Consider the following 21,137-nt stretch of genomic DNA (forward strand, 5'->3'; position numbering starts at 1 on the left):
CCCAGTTCCTTCCCGACGCAATCACCATGCCATGCAAATTGCAGGCCCTGCCTCAATCCCGGCCGGCGCGGGCCGCGTCGATCAGGTCGCGCATGCGACGCACGGCGCTGGGCAGGCCCTCGAAGATGCTCTGGCCGATCAGGAAATGGCCGATCGACACCTCGGACACCTCGGGCAGTGCCGCAATGCCGCCGATGCAGTCGAAGTCGAGCCCGTGCCCGGCGTGGCAGAGCAAGCCTGCCTCGGCGACCCGACGCGCGCCCTCCGCCAGTCGGGCCAGGTGCGGCGGTCGGGCGGCTGGTTCCGCATCGGCATAGGTCCCGGTGTGCAGTTCCACGCAGTTTGCGCCAATGCGGGCTGCGGCCTCGATCTGCCGTGCATCGGCTTCGATGAAGATCGAGGTCCGGATGCCCGCGCCGGTGAGGCGCTTGACCATCTCGGCGAAGGCGGGACCGGCGCGGAGAATGTCGAGCCCGCCCTCCGTGGTCAGTTCCTGGCGCTTTTCCGGCACCAGGCAGACCGCTTCCGGCAGGAGCGCAGTGGCGATGCCCACCATCTCCTCGGTCGCCGCCATCTCCAGGTTCAGCTTGGCCGGCACCTCGGCCTTCATGCGCTCCACATCCCTGTCCCGGATGTGCCGACGGTCCTCGCGCAGATGCACCGTGATGCCCTCGGCGCCCGCGGCCAGGCAGAGATGGGCCGCGGCGACGGGGTCTGGGAAGCGGCCGCCCCGTGCGTTGCGGAGGGTGGCGACGTGGTCGACGTTGATCGACAGCAGCAAAGGATTCATGGCGTGCTCCCCCTCGAACGGCTCTCGGCGATCTCTGCGGCCAGACGCAGGGCGGCGATCAGGCTGCCGGCCTCCGCCTGGCCGGTGCCGGCAATGTCCAGCGCGGTGCCGTGGTCGGGGCTGGTGCGCACGATGCGCAGTCCCAGCGTCACGTTCACCCCGCCATCCATGTCCAGTGTCTTCACCGGGATCAGCGCCTGGTCGTGATACATGCACAGCGCGCAGTCGTAGGTGGTCCGGGCGCGCGGCGTGAACAGCGTATCCGCCGGAAGCGGCCCGCGGGCATCGATACCCTCGCTGCGCAGGGCGGCGACGGCGGGCGCGACCACCTCGATATCCTCCCGGCCCATGGTGCCGGCCTCGCCGGCGTGCGGGTTCAGCCCGGCAAGGACGATCCGGGGGCGCGCGATGCCGAAATCCTGGCGCAGGGCCGCGGCGACGATGCGACCCTGATCCAGGATCATCGCGGTGGTCAGGCTGCGCGCGGCGGCGGCCAGCGCCATATGGACGGTGACCGGCACCACGCGCAGCCCCGGGCAGGCCAGGAGCATCACCGGCGGGTGGCCCGTGCCGGCCAATTCGCCGAGGAACTCAGTATGGCCCGGATGCCGGAACCCCGCCGCGGTCAGCACGGATTTCTGGATCGGGTTGGTCACCACCCCGGCGGCACGTCCCTCCAGGCAGTGCCGGACCGCCGCGCGGATCGAGCCGATGACGGCGCTGGCATTGGCCGGGTCCGGATGGCCCAGGCGCGGGGTCCTGGGCAGGCGCTGGGTCAGGACAGGGAGCGCCTGTGCGAAGACTCCCGCCGCCTCATCCGGGGCCGCGATCGGGCGCGTCGGGATCCCCTGCAGCGCGTCCGGATCGCCCAGGAAGAAGAAGGCGGGACCAGAGGTCCGCAGCGCCTGCCAGGCCTTGCCCGTGATCTCGGCGCCGACTCCGGCCGGCTCGCCCATGGTCAGGGCCAGAGGAAGTGCTGTCATGGCTGCGGCGTAGTCCCTCCAATGCTGCGCGCCTAGACCCGCTTCAGGCGGGCCAGCAGCGCGTCCACCTCCTCTGTCGTCTGGTAGATGCCGAAGCCGAAGCGCAGCCGGCGGCCGCGGCGGTCGGTAACAATGCCGGCCTGGTGAAGGCGCTGCTGCCAGGCCTCCGCCTCATCGAGGTCGAAGGTGAGGAAATTGCCGCGCCGCCGCTCCTCCAGCGGCACCACCAGGCGGTCCGCGGACAGGCCGCTGCCGTCCAGCCCGGCGACGAAGCGGGCCTGCAGCGCATGCGCATGGGCCTGGATGGCGGCGGTGGTGAGACCGACCTGGTCCACCCAGCGCAGCGCTGCATCCAGCCGGTGAAGGCCGGAGGGATCGAAGGTGGCACCCATGAAGCGCCACCCATCGGCGGCATAGCCGGTGCCGCCGCCCGGCTGCTCCAGCGCACCGAAGGCGGCGTACCAGCCCGTGGCCCGGGGCCTCGGCAGCCAGCCGGCCGGGCAATGCAGGAAGCAGGCGCCTTCGCCCGCCATGGCGTATTTGTAACCGCCCGCCGTGTAGAAGGCGCGTTCCGCGAGGCGGCCGAGCTGCACAGGCCGCGCCATGAAGGCGTGGTAGCCGTCGATCACCAGCACGGCCTCCCGCGCGGCCTCGGCCAGGGCCTCCAGACCCTCCAGCGCGAAGCCGGAGGCGAAGAAGACCTCGCTGACCCAGATCAGGTCGAAGCCCGCCGCAGCCGCTTCGACCAGGCGCGGAAGGCACTCGGCGCCCGGCTCGCTGGCAATGCGCGTGACGGCGACGAGCCCCTCTTCCTCGAGCCGTGCCAGCTGCCGCGCCAGGCTGTGAAACTCCCCATCCGTCGTCAGGATCCGTGGGGGGCGATGGCTCGGCAGCGCGGAGAGGATGCGCAGGATGAAGTCGTGCGTGTTGGGCGCGAAGACGAGCGTTGCCGGATCCGGCAGGCCGAGCTGGGCCGCGACCTGCCCCTGGCAGCGCGTGAGAAGCGGGCCCAGCACCTCCTCCCACTTGCCGTCCTGCAGCCGCGCGGCGCTATCCCAGGCCGCCAGATGGGCCTCGCGCGTGACATCCGGCCAGGGATGGTGGCTATGGGCCGCGAAATGCAGCCGGTCCGGCTCCGCGCTCAGGAAGCAGGTGAAGTGGGATCGCAGGTCGAGCATGAGGCTTCCATGTGGCATTGCCGGGCCGGCCGTCTAGATTGCCCGGATCCTGCGATGGAGATGGACGAATGGTCGAGGGCGCGGAGACGGATTTCAGTCGCCGGATGAGCTATGGGGATTATCTGGGGCTGGACCAGCTCCTCGCGGCGCAGAATCCCCGCAGCGGCCAGCATGACGAGATGCTGTTCATCGTTATCCACCAGGTCCAGGAGCTTTGGCTCAAGCTGATGGGGCATGAGCTGGACCTGGCCATGGACCGGATCCGCGCGGATGATCTGGCGCCGGCCTTCAAGGCCATGGCGCGCATCAGCCGCATCCAGCGCCAGCTGGTGGAGGCCTGGGACGTGCTCACCACCCTGACGCCGCACGACTACCTGGCCTTTCGCGAAAGCCTCGGGGCCTCCTCCGGCTTCCAGTCCTGGCAGTACCGCCTGATCGAATATCGCCTGGGCAGCCGTGAGGCCTTCATGATGCGGCCGCATGCCCATGTTCCGGAGGTGCATGGCAAGCTGCGCGCCGCCTTCGAGGCGCCCAGCCTCTATGACGAGGCGCTGCGACTGCTGCAGCGGCGTGGGCTGCCGGTGCCGGGCGAGGTGGTGGCGCGTGACGTGCGTCAGGCGCATGAGCCGCATCCTGGTGTGGAAGCGGTCTGGGCCACCGTCTATCGCGACGCTTCCGCCCATTTCGACCTCTATGAGCTGGCCGAGGAGCTGGTGGATCTGGAGGATGCCTTCCAGACTTGGCGCTTCCGCCACATGAAGACGGTGGAGCGGATCATCGGCCACCGGCAGGGCACGGGGGGAAGCGCGGGCGTATCCTATCTTCGCACCGTGCTCGATCGGCGCTTCTTCCCGGAGCTGTGGTCGGTCCGGACCAGCCTCTGACATTCGGCTTGGGGGATTGACCTGCCGCAAGGATCAGGACCGACGGGCCAGCTAGCGTGCCGCATGCTCGCGAACTGTCTGCATGATCTTACGGCGCTTGGCTCGGGCGCCATGGCCTCGCTTGCCGTGGCCATGTTGCTGGCCGGGCTGGCGGGTGGCGTGACCCATTGTGCCGGCATGTGTGCGCCCTTCGTCCTCGCCCAGGCGGGGGCCGCGGCGGGGCGTGGGGGGGGCGGGTTCCTGGCCCGGCTTAGCGGTGCGGCGCTGGTGCCCTACCATGCGGGGCGGATGGTCGGGTATTCCACCCTTGGCGCCCTGGCGGGCGCCAGCGCCGGCGCCGTCAGCCAGGTGACCGGCATGCGCCAGGTCCTGGCCGGCCTCCTGCTTCTCGCCGCCATGCTGATGATCCGGCAGGCGCTGGGCCGGCTGCCACTTGCATGGCGTCGGCGGTTGCTGCCACGCGGCATCCCTTTCTCTGGTGCTACGGGAAGCTATCCCGACCTGCTGCTGCGCCCGATCGGCCGATTGATGGCCGCGCCGGGGGGCTGGAACGGCTTCGGCCTCGGGCTGCTGCTCTCGGGCCTGCCCTGCGGCCTGCTCTATGCCGCGCTCGCGGCTTCCGCCGCCGCGGGCAGCGCGCTGGCGGGCGCGCTTGCCATGTTCGCCTTCACGCTCGGAACGATTCCCGCGCTGCTGGGGGTGGGGATGCTCGGGCGCCTGTTTCTCCGTCGCTCCGGCCCGATGACCCAGATGGTGGGTGGCGCGTTGTTCCTGGTGAATGCGGCCCTGCTGGCCATGATGGCGGTCCAGCTCTTCGCCTGACCGGGGCTGAATGAAGGGGCGTTGACGGCATCTCAACCATGCCGGCCGCTTTCTGCACGGGTACCAGGATGGGCCCCAGCATGAGCGCGTCGTTCGTCGGGACGATACCCGACACGATCTACGAGAATGCCCAGCGCGGCGACTGGGTCGCCTATCTGACCTTCTCCTCGGACGTTCTTTCGGTCGCGCTCATCGGGCGCGACGCCGGGCTGTTCACTGCGACCTTCAATTCTCGTCGGATTATGACCATCACCCCGCTGCAGGCCTTCGATGCCGAGGCCTGGGCGGTCTTGCCCGAGTTTCAGTTGAGCCTTTCCGTGAGAACCGCGGCCGGGCGGACGGCACTTCCGGATGTCTTCAGGATAAGGCTGGTTAATGTCGATGACACGCCGCCACAGGATCTGCGCTTCAGCTCCGGCGGGGTGGTGCTGGCCAATGATGTCGGCGCACCCATCGGGAATCTGGTCGCCACTGATCCGGACAGCGCCGGACCGCTGGAGTACCGCGTAGCCTGGCCCGATTCAGCCTGGTTCGAGATGGTGGGCACCGAGCTGCGACTGCGGCCGGGGGTCGACCTCACTGGGCTTGGCGGCACCCAGCGGGAGGTGCTGATCGAGGTCTCGGACGGGCGCAACCTGGCGAGCTACGGCGTGACCATCACCATCCTGGCGCCGGGCCCGGCCTCGCCTTTCCAGGTGCTCGATGGAACGCTGGGTGCGGACACACTGGTCGGGACCGCAGCCGCCGATGCGCTGCTGGGTCATGACGGCAACGATCTTCTGGCGGGTGCGGCAGGCGCTGACAGCCTGCTGGGCGGAGCCGGGGCCGATACCGTCGGCGGCGGCGATGGCGCCGACACGCTGCGTGGCCAGGATGGCAATGATCTTCTGGAAGGTGCCGCCGGCGCCGACAGCCTGTTTGGCGATGCCGGGGACGATTGGCTCGTGGGCGGCGTCGGGATCGACCGCTTGGTCGGGGGGGATGGCGCCGATACGCTGGATGGCGGCGGGGAGGGCGATCGCCTGATCGGTGGGGCGGGGGACGACGTCTATCTTTTGCGGAGCCAGAGCGACAGCTGGTTGGAAGTTGCGGGCGGCGGCATCGACGAACTGGTCGTCGGCTGGTCCAAGTCCATGCCCGTCGAGATCGAAAGGCTTCGCCTTCGCTCCGGTGCGGGCGACATCTCGGCCTTCGGCGGTAGCGGCAACGACTCGCTCTATGGCAATGAGGGCCGCAATACCCTGGTCGGCGCGCTGGGCAACGACCTGCTGGATGGAGGAGCAGGGGCCGACTCGCTGGTGGCGGGCGATGGTGCCGACTCGCTGCTCGGGGGCGCGGGGGACGACCGGCTCTTCGGCGAGGCCGGCAACGATACGATGAGCGCCGGGGACGGTGCGGACGAGGCCCAGGGTGGCGTGGGGGCGGACCGGCTGGACGGTGGGGCGGGCGATGACCGGCTTACCGGCGGGGACGACAACGACCAGCTATTGGGCGCGGCTGGCGATGACCTGCTGGCCGGAGGGGCCGGTGCCGACACGCTGGAGGGCGGCGCCGGGCGCGACCGGCTGCTTGGAGACGACGGCAACGACCTGCTGCTCGGCGGTGATGATGCCGACCTGCTGGATGGAGGCGCTGGCGCCGATACCCTCGATGGCGGCGCCGGCGCAGACCAGTTGCAGGGTGGCAGCGGGGATGACCTGCTGCGCGCCGGAGTGGGCGCCGGTGACCTGCTTCGCGGCGGAGCGGGGGCCGATACGCTGGACGGGACGGCCGGTGACCGGCTCGCCGGACGCTTCTTCGGCGGGATCGGCGATGACCTCTATATCATCGATAACCGGGGCGACCTGGTGTTCGAGGAAGCATCGGGCGGGCTCGACACAGTCTGGGCGCAACTGCCGGGCGGCGGCTATGTCCTGCCGGCCAATGTGGAGCGCCTGGTTCTCCTCGGGGCGGCCCTGTCCGGCTTCGGCAACGGCCTGAACAATCTGATCATCGGCAACTCGTTGCCCAACCTGCTGCTGGGCGGTGGCGGGGCGGATACGCTTCGGGGCGGATTGGGCGACGATACGCTTGGAGGAAGCATCGGCGCCGACCGCTATCAGGTCGACCTGAATGCCGGCCTGGACACGGTGCTTGACTTCACCCCTGGGCAGGATCGGTTGCTGGTGCCCTCAGCCAGCTACGCAAGCCCGGCCGCCGCCCTGGCCGCGGTCCAGAACATCTCCACCGGCACCTTCCTGCCGCTCGGGTCCGGCAGCGTCATCCTGGCCGGGCTGGCGCCTTGGCAGCTCAGCGCGAGCGATTTCGAGCTGTTCTGATCAGCGCACCAGGTCGCGATAGGCGTGCCAGGTGGCGTGGCCGACCAGCGGAAGGACGAGCGCCAGGCCAAGGAAGAAGGGCACGAGCGCCATCGCCGTGAAGACCACGATGAGCCCTGCCCAGAAGGCCATGGCCTGCCAGTTCTGCGTGGTGACCCGGATGGAGACGAGGATCGCCTCGATCACCGAGATGTCGCGATCGATCATCATGGGGATGGAGACGGCGGAAATGGCGAAGGCGACGGCCGCAAGGATGAAGCCGAGGCCGGTGCCGACCACCAGGAAGGGCAGCAGCATGCCGGACCTGAGCATGGCCATCGGCAGCATCTCGATGGCAGGGGAAAAGCCGATGCCGAAGAAGATGGCGAAGAGCAGGCCTGCCGCGCGGATCCAGAACAGGTGCAGCAGCAGCAGCACCACCCCCATCAGGGCGAGTTGCGGCGCATTGCGGCGGAAGCCCTGGAGGCAGAGCGCAAGGCTGACCGCCTCCCCCCGCTCTCGCCTGCGGCTGGCCTCGTAGAGTCCGGCGCCGATCAGGGGGGCGACCAGAAAGAAGCCGGCGGTGGCCGGCAGCACGGCCCAGGTGATCCCCGCATTGAGCAGGACCGCGCTGAGCAGCCAGCCTGCGGCGACGACTCCTCCGCCATAGACGAAGCCGATATGCGGCATGGCCATCAAGTCCTGCCAGCCCGCGGCCAACCACAGCCAGGGCCGGTCCGGGGGGACCTGCTGGGCGGTGCGCGATCGCGGCTGGGCCATCGGTGCGGCAGCATCTTCCATGGCTTTGACCTGCTTTCCTGGATCTCATCCCGGAAGCCACCCTAACCGGCCCCGCCGCACCGTTCCATTGATCCGCATCAAGGACAGAGGCGCCGCAAGGCGGTCATCTGCGCCGACCACACCGCCCAATTCGCGACCACGGTGTGCGGAGGGGAGAGTTTTGCCATGGCTGCAGCAGGCTACGCCGCCAATCCAGCCCACCCGGCTGCGGTTTCGCGGTCCGAGCCCTATGTGGAGGCGCCGATCAGGGCCTTTGCGATCGCAACCGTCTTCTGGGGTGTGGTCGGCTTCCTGGTGGGAGTCGTCATCGCCTCGCAGCTGGCCTGGCCGCTGCTCAACCTCGACCTCGAATGGACGACCTTCGGCCGGCTGCGGCCCGTGCATACCTCCGCCGTGATCTTTGCCTTCGGCGGCAATGCCCTTCTCTGCACCAGCCTCTATGTCGTGCAGCGGACCTGCCGGGCGCGGCTGTTCGGCGGCGAATCGATGGGGTGGTTCCTGTTCTGGGGCTACCAGTTCTTCATCGTCGCGGCGGCCGTCGGCTACGTCTTCGGCGTCACCCAGGGCAAGGAATATGCCGAGCCCGAGTGGTTCGTGGACCTGTGGCTGACGGTGGTGTGGGTGCACTACCTGATCGCCTTCGGCGGCACGATCCTGCGGCGCGAGGAGCCCCACATCTACGTGGCGAACTGGTTCTACCTCGCCTTCATCGTGACCGTCGCGATGCTGCATATCGTCAATAACCTGGCGCTGCCGATCACGCTCGGGCACGGCAAGAGCTACGGCCTCGCGGCCGGCGTTCAGGATGCGATGATCCAGTGGTGGTACGGCCATAATGCGGTGGGCTTCTTCCTGACCGCGGGCTTCCTCGGGATGATGTACTACTTCATTCCGAAGCAGGCCGACCGACCGGTCTATTCCTATCGCCTGTCGATCGTGCACTTCTGGTCGCTGATCTTCCTCTATATCTGGGCCGGTCCGCACCACCTTCACTACACGGCGCTGCCCGACTGGGCGCAGACGCTGGGCATGGTGTTTTCCGTCATGCTCTGGATGCCGTCCTGGGGCGGCATGATCAACGGCCTGATGACGCTCTCGGGCGCCTGGGACAAGCTGCGCACCGATCCGGGCCTGCGCTTCTCCGTCACCGCCGTCGGCTTCTACGGCATGTCGACCTTCGAAGGTCCGGTGATGTCGATCAAGGCGGTCAATGCCCTGTCGCACTACACCGACTGGACCATCGGCCATGTCCACTCCGGCGCCATGGGCTGGGTCGGCTTCATCACCTTCGGCGCCCTGTACTGGCTGTATCCGAAGCTCTGGGGAAAGAAGGCGCTCTACAGCCAGAAGCTCGTCTCCTGGCACTTCTGGATCGCGACCTTGGGCATCGTGCTCTACATCACCGCCATGTGGGTCTCGGGCATCCTGCAGGGCCTCATGTGGCGCGCCTATGACGAGCTGGGCTTCCTGCAATACGCCTTCATCGAGAGCGTGGCCGCGATGCATCCCTACTACGTCATCCGCATGATGGGCGGCGTGCTCTACCTCAGCGGCGCACTGATCATGGTCTTCAACCTCTGGAAGACGGTGACAAGCGACGAACTGGCCGATGAGATCCCGGCCACCGCGCCGGCCGGCATCGCCGCTCCCGTTCCTGCTCCTGCCGAATAAGGACGCCTGTCATGCGCTGGTTCAATCACGGCATCATCGAGAAGAACCTGATCCTGATGGGCGTGCTCACGCTCATCACCGTGTCGATCGGTGGGCTCGCCCAGATCGTGCCGCTGTTCACGGTGGAGAGCACCATCGAGCGGGTCGAGGGCGTGCGCCCCTACACGCCGCTCGAACTCGCCGGGCGCAACATCTATGTGCGGGAGGGGTGCTACCTCTGCCACAGCCAGATGGTGCGGCCCTTCCGCGACGAGCTGGAGCGCTACGGCGCCTATTCGCTGGCGGCTGAGAGCATCTACGACCATCCGTTCCAGTGGGGCTCCAAGCGCACGGGTCCGGATCTGGCGCGGGTCGGTGGCCGCTATTCCGACGACTGGCACGCCGCGCATCTGCGCAGCCCTCGGGCCGTGGTGCCGGAGAGCGTGATGCCGCCCTATGCCTTCCTGGATCGCCCGCTCAATGCCACTGACATCGCCTCCCACCTGCGGGCGCAGGTGGCGGTTGGCGTGCCCTATACGCCGGAGATGATCGCCAATGCGCGGGCGGACCTCGAGGCGCAGGCGCGGCCCGAAGCGGATGGCGCGGCATTCGCGGCCCGCTACCCGCGCGCGCGCCAGGGCGCCTTCGACGGCAATCCTGCCGTGGTGACGGAGATGGATGCGCTGGTGGCCTATCTGCAGATGCTCGGCACGCTCGTCCGCTTCAGCGATGTCACGCCCGACCAGGTGCGGCAGCAGTAGAGGGAGCACAGCCATGGATCTCGTCGCACTGCAGCCCTTGTTCTCCACCCTCTGGGTGGTCTGGTTCTTCGTCCTCTTCATCGGAATCCTGCTTCGGGTCCTCGCCCCCGCGCGCAAGCGCGAACTCGAGCAGGCCGGGGGCATCCCCTTCCGTGAAGACGTTTCCGACCGCCGGCGTTGAGGAGTCCCGAAGCATGCCTACCAAGATCGAGAAGGACAGCCTTACCGGCACGGACACCACCGGCCATGAATGGGACGGGCTGCGCGAACTGAACACGCCGCTGCCCAAGTGGTGGCTCTATACCTTCTACGCCTGCGTCGCCTTCGCCGCCGCCTATGTCGTCGTCTATCCGGCCTTCCCGTTCCAGGGCGCGACCGGCATGACCGGCTGGATCGCACGCGAGGCGGTGGTGGATGATGTCCGCAGCGCCCAGGCCCGGATGGCGCCGATGATGGCGCGAATCCGCGAAGCGACGCCGCAGCAGATCGCTGAAAATGCCGAGCTGCGCAGCTTCGCCATCGCCGGCGGGCGCATCGCCTTCGCCAACAACTGCGCCGGCTGCCATGGCGCGGGCGGGCAGGGTGCGCCGGGCGGCTTTCCATCGCTGGCCGACGACGACTGGATCTGGGGTGGCCAGCATGACGCGATCCGCGCCACCATCACGCATGGCATCCGCGCAGGCGAGAGCGACGAGGAGCGGACCAGCATGATGCCGCGCTTCCTGGCGGATGGCGTGCTGACGCTGCCGCAGGTGAACGACACGGCGGAGTATGTCCTCTCGCTCAGCGAGCGCTCTACCGATGCCGCCGCGGCGGCGCGCGGCGCTGGCCTTTTCGCCGAGAATTGCGTGGCCTGTCACGGCGAGCGTGGCGAGGGGAACCGCGACGTGGGCGCACCGCGCCTCTCCGACCGCATCTGGCTGTATGGCGGCGACAAGGCCTCTATCGTCCGCAGCATCAGCTACAGCCGCTCGGGCGTGATGCCGGCCTGGGGCCGGCGACTGGACCCTGCCGTGATCAACATGCTGACGGTCTATGTGCATGCGCTCGGCGGCGGCGAGAACTGAACGGCGAGGTCTGAAGTCAGGATCATGAGCACCATCCAGCGCAAGGACCAGCTGCGTCCCCCGGTGGCCACGCCGCCCGCGGCGCAGTCGCTCTACGCCGACCGCCAGAAGGTCTATCCGAAGGCGGTCAGCGGGACGGTCCGTCGCGCGAAATGGGTGGTGCTGGCGCTGTGCCTCGCCGCCTACTACCTGGTGCCCTGGCTCCGCTGGGACCGTGGGCCGGGCAATGCGGACCAGGCCGTTCTGGTCGATATCGCCAACGGCCGCCTGTACTTCTTCTTCATCGAGATCTGGCCGCAGGAGGTCTATTTCCTCACGGGCCTGCTGGTGCTGGGGGCCATCGGGCTGTTCGTTGCCACAAGCCTGTTCGGTCGCGTCTGGTGTGGATTTACCTGCCCGCAGACCGTCTGGACGGACCTCTTCATGTGGGTCGAGCGGCAGATCCAGGGCGACCGCAACGAGCGGATGCGGCTGGACAAGGCGCCCTGGTCCGTTGCCAAGTTCCGCAAGAAGGCGCTGACGCACCTCGCCTGGCTGCTGATCGCGGCAGCGACGGGTGGCGCCTGGATCATGTACTTCAATGATGCCCCGACCGTGACGCGGGAGTTGCTGACGGGTCACGCCTCGCTGGAGGTCTACTTCTTCTTCGCCCTCTTCTCCGGCACCACCTATCTGCTGGCCGGCTGGGCCCGGGAACAGGTCTGCACCTACATGTGCCCCTGGCCGCGCTTCCAGGCGGCGATGCTGGACGAGAATTCGCTGGTCGTGACCTATCGCGACTGGCGGGGCGAGCCCAGGGGCAAGGCCAAGCAGGAGGGCGTCGGCGACTGCGTCGATTGCCGCGCCTGTGTGAATGTCTGCCCCACCGGCATCGACATCCGCGATGGGCAGCAGCTTGAGTGCATCGGCTGTGGCCTCTGCATCGATGCCTGCGATGACATCATGGGCCGGCTGGAGCGTCCCAAGGGCCTGATCGCCTTCGAGACACTGGCGAATCTGGCCGCCTCTACGGCGGCCGTGCAGACCGTTCCGCCCGGCCCTGCGCGGCAGCCGCTTGGCATGGCGGCGCGTCGCGTGCCGCGCTTCATCAGGCCACGCACGCTCCTCTATGCCGCGATGCTCGGCGCCGTGGCCGCCGCCATGCTGGGCGCGCTCGTTTTGCGGGAGACGGTGACCCTTTCGGTTCTGCGGGACCGGGCACCCCTCTTCGTCACCCTGTCGGACGGGTCCGTGCGCAACGCCTATACCTTGAAGATCGCGGACAAGGGTCGTGTCAGCACGACGCTGCTGCTGGAGATCAGCGCGCCCCACGCGCTCCACATGCAGGTCCAGGAGGGTGCCGTGATGGGCGAGAATCGTTTCGGCGTCACGACCCGGCCCGATGGAATCACCCAGTGGCGGGTCCTCGTCACGCAGGCGGCCGGGCAGCCCGGCCGTGAATCGACCGACGTCACCTTCCGGTTGCGCGACGCGCAGGGCCGGGTCGTCGCTTCGGCACACAGTGTCTTTCTGGGACCAAGGCCATGAACGAGATCGCGATGACGGTCGACCCGCGCCGCAGCCGCTGGATTCCCTGGGTCTTTGTCGGCGGCATGCTGCTGGTCGTCGTGGTGAATGGGGGGCTGATCTGGGCCGCGCTTTCGACCTTCACCGGCGTGACGGTCGGCAAGTCCTATGATCGCGGCCGCGCCTACAATCATGTCCTGCAGACGGCGGCGCGGCAGGAGGCGCTGGGCTGGCAGGCGCAGGTGACGCTGCGTGGGGAAACGCTGGCCGTCTCGGTCACGGATCGGCAGGGCCTGCCCGTACAGGGCCTGCTGGAGGGACTCCTGCAGCGGCCACTGGAAGCCGTGCAGCAGCCGCTCGCCTTTCGCGAGACGCGGGCTGGCCACTTCGAATCCAGCACCGGCGCGCTGCGCCCGGGTCAGTGGGAGGCGCGGCTTCTGCTGCATGGGCCCGGCGGCGAGACCTTCGATATTCGTCGGCGGGTGATCGCGCCGTGACCAGCGAAGCCGCCAGTCGGGACCGCTTCCAGCCGGGCCAGATCGGCGTGTCCCGCGCCCATTGCGCCCATTGCGGTACGGCTCTGCTTCCCGGGCAAGGGGCCTTTTGCTGCGCCGGCTGCAGCGGCGCCCATGCGCTGGTTCGCGGCCTGGGGCTGGATGCCTTCTACCGGCGGCAGGAGACGGCGGCCGGCAGCCTGCGGCCGCCCGAGGTGCCGCCAGCCTTCGATGCGACCTCCCTCGCTTCCGCGGGTCCGAACGGCACCCAGCGGCTGGAGTTGATGGTCAGCGGCCTGACCTGCGGGGCCTGTGTCTGGCTGGTCGAGCAGGCCCTGGCCGCCGAGCCGGATGTGCTGCGCGCGCGGGCCAGCCTCTCGGCCCGCCGACTGACCATCGTCTGGCGCGGACCGGCGGAGCGCGCGCGGGACCTTGCGGCGCTGGTGACCAAGCTCGGCTTCCGCGTGGCGCCCTGGTCGCCGGCCTGCCTGCGCGCGACGGAGGATGCGGAAGGTCAGGCGCTGCTGCGTGCGCTGGGGATCGCCGCCTTCGGCTCGATGAACGTCATGCTGGTCTCGGTCGCCGTCTGGGTCGGCGGCGACATGGGGGAACAGACGCGGGCGTTGATGCATTGGCTGGCGGCGCTGATCGGTCTGCCGACGGTGCTGGTGGCCGGCATGCCCTTCTACCGCCCCGCCTGGCAGGCGGTCCGGGCAGGCCGCGCCAATATGGATCTGGCTGTCTCCCTCGGCGTGATTGCCACCACGGCGATGAGCCTCAGCGAGGCCATCCGGAACGGCCCCTATACTTGGTTCGATGGTGCCACCGCGCTGCTGGCCCTGCTTCTCGCGGGTCGCGTACTGGATCGCGGCATGCGCCGCCGCGCCCGGCAGGCCGTGGCGGAACTCCTGGCGCTGCAGGATGGCACGGTCGAGCTTATCTGCGCCGATGGCACGACGCGCGGCGTTCCGGCCGAGAGCGTTCGGGCCGGCGATCTTGTGCTGGTGGCCTCGGGGGATCGGCTGCGGCTGGACGGCACGGCGCCGGCGGATGTGATCCTCGACCTCGGCGCCACGACGGGTGAATCCGTGCCGCGCCAAATGGCGGCCGGCGAGATGCTCCCGGCCGGCTCGGTGAACATGGGTGCGCCGTTCCGGATGCGGGTCGCCGCGGCGGTGCGTGACGGCTCGCTGGCGGCGCTGGGCCGCTTGCTGGAGCGGGCGGAGCAGGGGCGCGGTCGCTTCGTCTCGATCGCCGATCGCGCCGCACGCCTCTATGTGCCGGTCGTGCATGTGGTGGCGGCGGCGACCTTCCTGGGCTGGTGGCTCGGGGCGGGTGTCACTTGGCAGGAAGCCCTTGTGCCGGCCGTGGCCTCCCTCATCGTGACCTGCCCCTGCGGGCTCGCCATCGCGGTGCCGGCGGTGCAGGTGGCTGCGGTGGGCGCCCTGTTCCGGCGCGGCGTCCTGGTGGCCTCACCCACCGCGCTGGAACGGCTGGCGAGCGCCAACCACGCCGTGCTGGACAAGACGGGCACCCTGACCGAGGGCCATCCGGACCTTCTTGAGGATGCCTCGGTGCCGCCCGCGGCGCTGTGCCTTGCGGCCTCCCTGGCCCGCGCCAGTCGCCACCCCCTGTCGCAGGCCCTGGTCCGGGCCTGCCCCGAGGCGCCGGCACTTGCCGAGGTGGAGGAGGTGCCGGGCTGTGGACTGCGCCATGGCGAGATCCGGCTGGGCAGCGCGGCCTTCTGCGGCGTGGAGGAAACACCGGATTCGGGCATGAGCCTGTATCTGCGGCAGCCGGGCCAGGACCTGGTCGTCTTCCGTTTCCGCGATCGCCTCCGCGATGATGCGGGCCGCGTCGTCGGCGCGCTGCAGTCTCTCGGCCTGGAGACGGAGCTTCTCTCCGGCGACGCCATCTCGGCGGTGGAGGCGGCGGCGACGGCCACCGGCATTGGCCCTTGGCAGGCCCGGGCGACGCCGAGCGACAAGGCGGCGCGGATCGAGGCCTTGCGCGCCGCGGGTGCCAGGCCGCTGATGATCGGAGACGGCATCAACGATGCGGCGGCGCTGGCCATGGCCCATGTCTCGGCCAGCCCGGCCAATGGCACCGACATCGCCCAGGCGGCGTCGGATATCGTGCTGCGGGGCGATGGCCTGGCCGCCTTGCCCTATGCCATCCGGGTGGCCCGCCGCGCCCAGGCGTTGGCGCAGCAGAACATCGGCTTCAGCCTGCTCTACAATGTGGTCGCGGTTCCGGCCGCCGTCTTCGGCTTCGTGACGCCACTCATCGCGGCGGTGGTGATGGCGAGCAGTTCCATGATCGTCATCCTCAACGCCCTGCGTGCCGGGAAGGAGGAGGCCTGATGAATGCCCTGATCCTGCTGGTGCCACTTGCCCTGCTGCTTGGCCTGCTCGGGCTGGCGCTGTTTCTATGGACTCTTCGCGCGCGCCAGTACGAGGACCTCGACGGCGCTGCCTCCCGTATCCTGTTTGACGACCTGCCTAGGAAGGACCTGCCGCAATGATCTACTTCATCGCCCTCTCGGCCATCATCTCCCTGATCGGACTCGCCGCGGCGGCCGCCGCGCAGGAGACCAGCCTGGCCGTCTTCGGCCTGGCGCTGTTCGGCTTCGGCGTCCTGTTCGGCTTGCTTCAGGTCAAGCATCATTTCGATGCGAAGGATGCCGCCCGCCACTGAACGAGCGCTCAGCCTGGAACGGGTGACATTTCCTGTTTCAGGCAGCGCAGCGCGAAGCTGCTGCGTGTGTGACGGATGCCGGGCAGCCGGTAGAGGCGATCACGCAGCAGGCGCTCGTAGCCCAGCGTTCCGCCAACCGCCGCCTTGATCATGAAGTCGTATTCGCCGGTCACCAGGTGGCATTCCAGGACCTCCGGGATCGCCTGCACCGCTTCCTCGAAGCGCCGCAGGCTGTCCTCGTCGTGCCGTTCCATCATCACCTCGATGAAGACCGTGTCCGGCAGGCCCAGCGCGCCCTGGTCGAGGATGGCGGCGTAGCCCTTGATGACGCCCGCCTGCTCCAGCCGCCGGACCCGCGTCCAGCAGGGTGAGGCTGAAAGCCCGACCTCCTCGGCCAGCTCGGCATTGGTCAGTCGACCCTTGCGGGCCAGGGCCCGGAGGATCCGTTTGTCGATCGCGTCCATGCCGGAAGTTTCTGCCGTTTCTTCGGCGCTGCACAACAGAATTCGGAAAAGCTCCCTTGTGCAACGGGGCCATCCTTTCCAAGGTCTGGAACCTGCAGCGGGAGAGTGCGCATGGGCAGCCTGCAACGCCCTGAAGCCAGCCTCGAGGATCGGTGGAACCTGGCTGGGGAGCCGGTGGTCCTCACCGGCATCCAGGCCCTGGTGCGCCTGCCGCTGCTGCGTAGGCAACTCGACCAGGCCCTGGGGTGGAACACCGCCGGCTATATCAGCGGCTACCGGGGCTCCCCGCTGGGGGGATATGACCTTGAGCTCGGGCGTCAGGCGCAGCGGCTGAAGGCGGCGGATGTCGTCTTCCAGCCGGGGCTGAATGAGGATCTGGCCGCCACGGCCGTCTGGGGCACGCAGCAGGTCGGCCTCTCGGCCGGTGCGCGGCATGACGGGGTCTTCGGCATCTGGTACGGCAAGGGGCCGGGGCTGGACCGCAGTGGCGATGTCCTGCGCCATGCCAATTCCGCTGGCACGGCCCCGCGCGGCGGCGTGCTGGCCCTGTCGGGCGATGATCCCTCCGCCAAATCCTCCACCGTCACCTCCGGCTGCGAATTCAGCTTCCAGGACCTGGAGATCCCCCTGCTCGATCCGGGCGAGGTGGCGGAGGTGCTGGAATTCGGCCTCAAGGGCATCGCCCTGTCCCGCTTCGCCGGAACCTGGGCCGGGCTGAAATGCGTGGCGGAGACGATGGATGCCAGCCAGACGCTGCGCATCGACATGGCCCGATACGCGACCCAGATGCCCGATGGCGTGGTGATTCCGCCGGATGGCCTCGGCATCCGCCTGCCCGATGCCGCCCTGGCGCAGGAGCGGCGGCTGCGGCAGTACAAGCTGCCGGCCGCCATCGCCTTCGCCCGCGCCAATGGCTTCGACCGCACCGTGATGGACAGTCCGCAGGCACGGCTCGGCATCGCCGTGCGCGGAAGGGCCTTCGCCGCGCTCCGCCAGGTGCTGGCGGAATGCGGGATCGACCCGGAGATGGCGCGACGGCACGGCCTGCGGGTCTGGAAGGTCGGCCTGGCCTGGCCGCTGGATGCCGAGGGCGCCCGCGGCTTCGCCCAGGGGCTGGAGCAGATCCTGGTGATCGAGGATCGGCGGGCCTTCCTGGAGACCCAGCTGCGCGATGTGCTCTATGGCACCCCCAATCCGCCCCGCATCCTGGGCAAGCGGGATGCGGCAGGGGCGCCCCTGCTGTCCGATCTGGCCGAGCTGGACGGTGGCCAGATCCTGCGGGCCCTGGCCAGCCTGCTGCCCGAGGCATTGCGGACCGAGGCGATGGCCGCCCGGCTGCGGGAATTGCAGCAGCTCGAAGGCCTGGCCGCGGAGCCGCTTTCCGTTCGCGACCCCTTCTTCTGCCCGGGCTGCCCGCATAACACCTCGACCCGCGTGCCGGAGGGTTCGCAGGCGCTGGCCGGCATCGGCTGCCACTGGCTCGTCACCAAGATGCCCGAGCGCGAGAGCCTGCCCTTCACCCAGATGGGCGGGGAGGGCGTTCCCTGGCTGGGCCAGATGGCCTTCACGGATACGCCCCATATCTTCGCCAATATCGGCGATGGCACCTGGGCCCATTCCGGCAGCCTGGCCCTGCGCGCCGCGGTCGCGGCCAAGGCCAATATCACCTTCAAGGTGCTGGTGAACTCGGCCGTTGCCATGACCGGCGGCCAGCATGTGGAGGGGGAGTTCACCGTCCCCCGCATCGCGGCCCAGCTGCGCGCGGAGGGTGTGGAGCGGATCGAGATCGTGGCGGATGATCCGGACCGGCATCGCGGCGACCCGCTGCTGCCGGCTGGCATCGGCTTCCACCATCGCAGCGAGCTGGACGCGGTGCAGCGCAGCCTGCGCGAACACCCTGGCGTCACGGCGCTGATCTACGACCAGGAATGTGCGACGGAGCGCCGCCGCAAGCGCAAGCGCGGCACGGCCGCGAAGGCCGAGCGGCGCGCGATGATCAATCCGCGCGTCTGCGAGGATTGCGGCGAATGCTCGCGCGTCTCCAACTGCATTGCGGTGGAGCCGATCGCCACGCCCTGGGGCCGCAAGCGGCGCATCGACCAATCCGCCTGCAACCAGGATCTCTCCTGCGTCGAGGCTTTCTGTCCGTCCTTCGTCACGCTGCTAGGTGCGGAGCCGGCGCGGCCGAAGCCGTTGGAAGCCAAGGACATCACGCTGTCGGACCCGACGCTGCCGGAACTGCGGGATGGGGTCGCCTGGAACGTGCTGGTGGCGGGGGTCGGCGGGCAGGGCGTCACGGCGCTCGGCGCCATCCTGGCCATGGCTGCGCATCTGGACGGCCGGCCCTCCCGCTCCGTCGACACGCTCGGCTTTGCCCAGAAGGGCGGCGGCGTCTTCGTGCAGCTGCGCATCGGCCAGGTCGGTGCGACGGAGGACAGCATTCCGGCGCCGCGCATCGGGGCAGGGCAGGCGGATCTGCTGCTGGCCTCGGACATGGTTGTGGCGCATGGACGCAACGCCCGACCCATGCTGGGCCCGGGCCGGACCGCCGCCGTGGTGAATGCGGAGCTCTCGCCCACGGCGCAGTTCGTGCGCGACACCGCCACGCGCTACGCGCCGGAGGCCATGCTGGGAAATCTCGCCGAGGTCTGCCGCGACCTGACGGCGGTGGATGCGGTTTCCGAGGTCGTGGCGGAACTCGGCGATGCGATCTTCCTGAACATCTGGCTGATGGGCCTGGCCTTCCAGCGTGGCCTGCTGCCGATCAGCGCCGAGGCTCTGCGGCAGGCCATCACGCTCAATGGCGCCCAGGTGGAGCGGAACCTGGCCGCCTTCGCGCTTGGCCGCCAGGCCGCCGCGGAGGGGCGCCAGGCCGCGCCACGCCAGGTGGAAGGGCTGGAGGCCCTGGTGGCGCGCTGCGCGGCGGATCTCACCGCCTACCAGAATGCGGCCTATGCCGAGCGTTACCGGGATTTCGTCGCGAAGGTCCGGGCGGCCGAGCAGGCGGCAGCGCCCGGCTCCCAGCGCCTTGGCCGGGCCGTCGCCACGCAGCTGTATCGCCTGATGGCCTTCAAGGACGAATACGAGGTGGCGCGCCTGCACAGCCTGCCCGAATGGCGTGAGAGCCTGTCCGCCAGCTTCGCGGGCCAGCCGCGGGTCGAGATGAACCTCGCGCCGCCGCTGCTTTCGGCAAACGATCCGAATACCGGCCTGCCGCGCAAGCGCCGGTTCGGGCCCTGGATGCTGCGCGCCATGGGCCTGCTGCGCCACGGCAAGGTGCTGCGCTACACCCCCTTCGATCCCTTCGGCCGGACCGAGGAGCGGCGCATGGAGCGCAGCCTGATCGAGGACTACCGCGGCGCAATTGAAGGCTTCCTGCCGCGGCTTGCGGCGGAAAACCACGAGAACATCTGCGTCTGGGCGGAAGCGGCCGCCGGCATCAAGGGCTTCGGCCCGATCAAGGCCCGGAACCTGGCGGCTGTCCGGCAGCGCTGGCAGGAGATCGCGGCGCGCCTATAGTCGCCGCGGGAGGACGTCAGATGCCCGAGGATCCGGCAGGCTTCGAGTTGCCCGAAGCGACGCTTGCGCTGCGCGAGACGGCCTTGGCCTTCGCGCGGGAACGTCTGGCGCCCAATGCGCGGGACTGGGATGAGCGCCGACATTTTCCGGTCGATGTGCTGCGCGAGGCCGCTGGCCTCGGCATGGCCGCGCTCTATGTGCGGGAGGAGAGCGGTGGCGCGGGGCTGACGCGCCTCGACGCGGCCGTGGTCTTCGAGGCGCTGGCAACCGGGTGCCCGACGATCTCCGCCTTCCTGTCGATCCACAACATGGTCGCCTGGATGGTGGACCGCTACGGCACGCCGAAGCAACGGAGCCAATGGCTGCCACGGCTCATCCCGATGGAGGCCATCGCCAGCTACTGCCTGACGGAGCCTGCGGCCGGCAGCGATGCCGCGGCGCTGGCCACGCGCGCGACGCGGGACAATGCGGGCTATGTGCTGGACGGCACCAAGCAGTTCATCAGCGGGGCAGGTGTCTCCGACCTCTACCTCACCATGGTGCGCACCGGTGGCCCGGGCGCGGGCGGCGTTTCCGCCATGCTGGTGCCGAAGGCGGCCGAGGGGCTGAGCTTCGGGCCGAACGAAAGGAAGATGGGCTGGAACGCGCAGCCGACCCGTCAGGTGATCTTCACCGGGGCGAGGGTGCCGGCGGAGGCGCTGCTCGGGGCTGAGGGGGATGGCTTCCGGATCGCGATGAGCGGGCTGGATGGCGGCCGCCTCAATATCGGTACCTGCAGCCTGGGTGGCGCGCAGGCCGCACTCGATACCGCGATCGCCTATGTCCGCGAACGGCGCGCCTTCGGCAAGGCCATCGTCGATTTCCAGGCGACGCAGTTCCGCCTGGCCGACATGGCGACGGAGCTGGAGGCGGCGCGCACCCTGCTCTGGCGCGCCTGCGCCAAGCTGGATTCCGGCGCTGCCGATGCCACCGCCTTCTGCGCCATGGCCAAGCGCTTCGCGACGGATACCGGCTCGCGCGTGGCGGATGAGGCGCTGCAGCTGCTGGGCGGCTATGGCTACCTGGCGGAATACGGCGTCGAGAAAATCGTCCGCGACCTGCGCGTCCACAGAATCCTTGAGGGTACGAACGAGATCATGCGGGTCATCATCGCGCGGCAGCTGCTGGGCCGCTGATGCAGGCCGCAGAAATGCGCGGGACGCCGGGCCTTCGTTGCGGATAGGA

General features: G+C 69.1%; 19 protein-coding genes. 14 read left to right on the forward strand and 5 right to left on the reverse strand.

The window, feature by feature from the left end; genetic code table 11:
* Positions 1-52: 52 nt before the first annotated feature.
* Genes ACTIF1_RS08305 through ACTIF1_RS08315 form a run of 3 tightly spaced genes read right to left on the reverse strand, consistent with a single transcriptional unit; the run spans position 53 to position 2,951 of the window.
* Positions 53-790 (reverse strand): pyridoxine 5'-phosphate synthase, encoded by a 738-nt coding sequence (locus ACTIF1_RS08305; protein ID WP_439595927.1) that lies wholly within the window; start codon positions 788-790, stop codon positions 53-55.
* Positions 787-1,773: a 4-hydroxythreonine-4-phosphate dehydrogenase PdxA gene (gene pdxA, locus ACTIF1_RS08310; protein ID WP_439595928.1), complete on the reverse strand. Its 987-nt coding sequence runs from the start codon at positions 1,771-1,773 to the stop codon at positions 787-789. Before pdxA ends, ACTIF1_RS08305 begins: the two co-directional genes overlap by 4 nt.
* Positions 1,774-1,805: 32 nt before the next feature.
* Positions 1,806-2,951, reverse strand: coding sequence for an aminotransferase class V-fold PLP-dependent enzyme (locus ACTIF1_RS08315; protein ID WP_439595929.1), 1,146 nt, complete (start codon positions 2,949-2,951; stop codon positions 1,806-1,808).
* A gap of 68 nt (positions 2,952-3,019) precedes the next feature.
* On the opposite strand from ACTIF1_RS08315, the gene kynA reads away from it, so the two are divergent.
* The 3 genes from kynA (at position 3,020) to ACTIF1_RS08330 (ending at position 6,975) form a co-directional block, all read left to right on the forward strand.
* Positions 3,020-3,835: a tryptophan 2,3-dioxygenase gene (gene kynA, locus ACTIF1_RS08320; RefSeq protein WP_439595930.1), complete on the forward strand. Its 816-nt coding sequence runs from the start codon at positions 3,020-3,022 to the stop codon at positions 3,833-3,835.
* Positions 3,836-3,898: 63 nt separating this feature from the next.
* Positions 3,899-4,657, forward strand: coding sequence for an urease accessory protein UreH domain-containing protein (locus ACTIF1_RS08325; protein ID WP_439595931.1), 759 nt, complete (start codon positions 3,899-3,901; stop codon positions 4,655-4,657).
* 80 nt (positions 4,658-4,737) lie between these two features.
* Positions 4,738-6,975 (forward strand): calcium-binding protein, encoded by a 2,238-nt coding sequence (locus ACTIF1_RS08330; RefSeq protein WP_439595932.1) that lies wholly within the window; start codon positions 4,738-4,740, stop codon positions 6,973-6,975.
* Here ACTIF1_RS08330 and ACTIF1_RS08335 read toward each other — a convergent pair whose 3' ends face one another.
* Complete coding sequence (locus ACTIF1_RS08335) at positions 6,976-7,644, reverse strand: DUF2189 domain-containing protein (RefSeq protein ID WP_439595933.1); 669 nt, start codon at positions 7,642-7,644, stop codon at positions 6,976-6,978.
* A gap of 276 nt (positions 7,645-7,920) precedes the next feature.
* On the opposite strand from ACTIF1_RS08335, the gene ccoN reads away from it, so the two are divergent.
* From ccoN to ACTIF1_RS08380, 9 genes are read left to right on the forward strand one after another with little or no spacing between them, the layout of a single operon-like run.
* The gene (gene ccoN, locus ACTIF1_RS08340; protein WP_439595934.1) at positions 7,921-9,426 is read left to right on the forward strand and encodes a cytochrome-c oxidase, cbb3-type subunit I; all 1,506 of its coding nucleotides are present in this window, start codon (positions 7,921-7,923) and stop codon (positions 9,424-9,426) included.
* 11 nt (positions 9,427-9,437) lie between these two features.
* Positions 9,438-10,166, forward strand: a complete 729-nt coding sequence (gene ccoO / locus ACTIF1_RS08345; RefSeq protein ID WP_439595935.1) for a cytochrome-c oxidase, cbb3-type subunit II — start codon at positions 9,438-9,440, stop codon at positions 10,164-10,166.
* Positions 10,167-10,179: 13 nt separating this feature from the next.
* Positions 10,180-10,347 carry a cbb3-type cytochrome oxidase subunit 3 gene (locus ACTIF1_RS08350; RefSeq protein ID WP_439595936.1) on the forward strand — a complete coding sequence of 56 codons (168 nt, stop codon included), beginning with the start codon at positions 10,180-10,182 and terminating at the stop codon, positions 10,345-10,347.
* A 13-nt stretch (positions 10,348-10,360) separates the two neighbouring features.
* Complete coding sequence (ccoP, locus tag ACTIF1_RS08355; RefSeq protein WP_439595937.1) at positions 10,361-11,233, forward strand: cytochrome-c oxidase, cbb3-type subunit III; 873 nt, start codon at positions 10,361-10,363, stop codon at positions 11,231-11,233.
* A 24-nt stretch (positions 11,234-11,257) separates the two neighbouring features.
* Positions 11,258-12,760 carry a cytochrome c oxidase accessory protein CcoG gene (gene ccoG, locus ACTIF1_RS08360; protein ID WP_439595938.1) on the forward strand — a complete coding sequence of 501 codons (1,503 nt, stop codon included), beginning with the start codon at positions 11,258-11,260 and terminating at the stop codon, positions 12,758-12,760.
* A complete protein-coding gene (locus ACTIF1_RS08365; protein ID WP_439595939.1) occupies positions 12,757-13,236 on the forward strand; it encodes a FixH family protein in 480 nt (159 codons plus the stop codon). The genes ccoG and ACTIF1_RS08365 overlap by 4 nt, the downstream gene beginning before the upstream one ends.
* The gene (locus ACTIF1_RS08370; protein WP_439595940.1) at positions 13,233-15,596 is read left to right on the forward strand and encodes a heavy metal translocating P-type ATPase; all 2,364 of its coding nucleotides are present in this window, start codon (positions 13,233-13,235) and stop codon (positions 15,594-15,596) included. The genes ACTIF1_RS08365 and ACTIF1_RS08370 overlap by 4 nt, the downstream gene beginning before the upstream one ends.
* The gene (gene ccoS, locus ACTIF1_RS08375) at positions 15,596-15,757 is read left to right on the forward strand and encodes a cbb3-type cytochrome oxidase assembly protein CcoS (RefSeq protein ID WP_439595941.1); all 162 of its coding nucleotides are present in this window, start codon (positions 15,596-15,598) and stop codon (positions 15,755-15,757) included. Before ACTIF1_RS08370 ends, ccoS begins: the two co-directional genes overlap by 1 nt.
* Positions 15,754-15,930, forward strand: coding sequence for a hypothetical protein (locus ACTIF1_RS08380; protein WP_439595942.1), 177 nt, complete (start codon positions 15,754-15,756; stop codon positions 15,928-15,930). The genes ccoS and ACTIF1_RS08380 overlap by 4 nt, the downstream gene beginning before the upstream one ends.
* Positions 15,931-15,938: 8 nt before the next feature.
* Here the strand turns inward: ACTIF1_RS08380 and ACTIF1_RS08385 are convergent, their stop codons facing one another.
* A complete protein-coding gene (locus tag ACTIF1_RS08385; protein WP_439595943.1) occupies positions 15,939-16,394 on the reverse strand; it encodes an Lrp/AsnC family transcriptional regulator in 456 nt (151 codons plus the stop codon).
* Positions 16,395-16,505: 111 nt separating this feature from the next.
* Here ACTIF1_RS08385 and ACTIF1_RS08390 point away from each other — a divergent pair, with 111 nt between their 5' ends.
* Both ACTIF1_RS08390 and ACTIF1_RS08395 read left to right on the forward strand, forming a co-directional pair.
* Positions 16,506-19,913, forward strand: a complete 3,408-nt coding sequence (locus ACTIF1_RS08390) for an indolepyruvate ferredoxin oxidoreductase family protein (protein ID WP_439595944.1) — start codon at positions 16,506-16,508, stop codon at positions 19,911-19,913.
* 20 nt (positions 19,914-19,933) lie between these two features.
* Positions 19,934-21,088, forward strand: a complete 1,155-nt coding sequence (locus ACTIF1_RS08395; protein ID WP_439595945.1) for an acyl-CoA dehydrogenase family protein — start codon at positions 19,934-19,936, stop codon at positions 21,086-21,088.
* Positions 21,089-21,137 lie beyond the last annotated feature (49 nt).

Source organism: Falsiroseomonas sp. (assembly GCF_051860665.1).
GTDB lineage: Bacteria > Pseudomonadota > Alphaproteobacteria > Acetobacterales > Acetobacteraceae > Falsiroseomonas.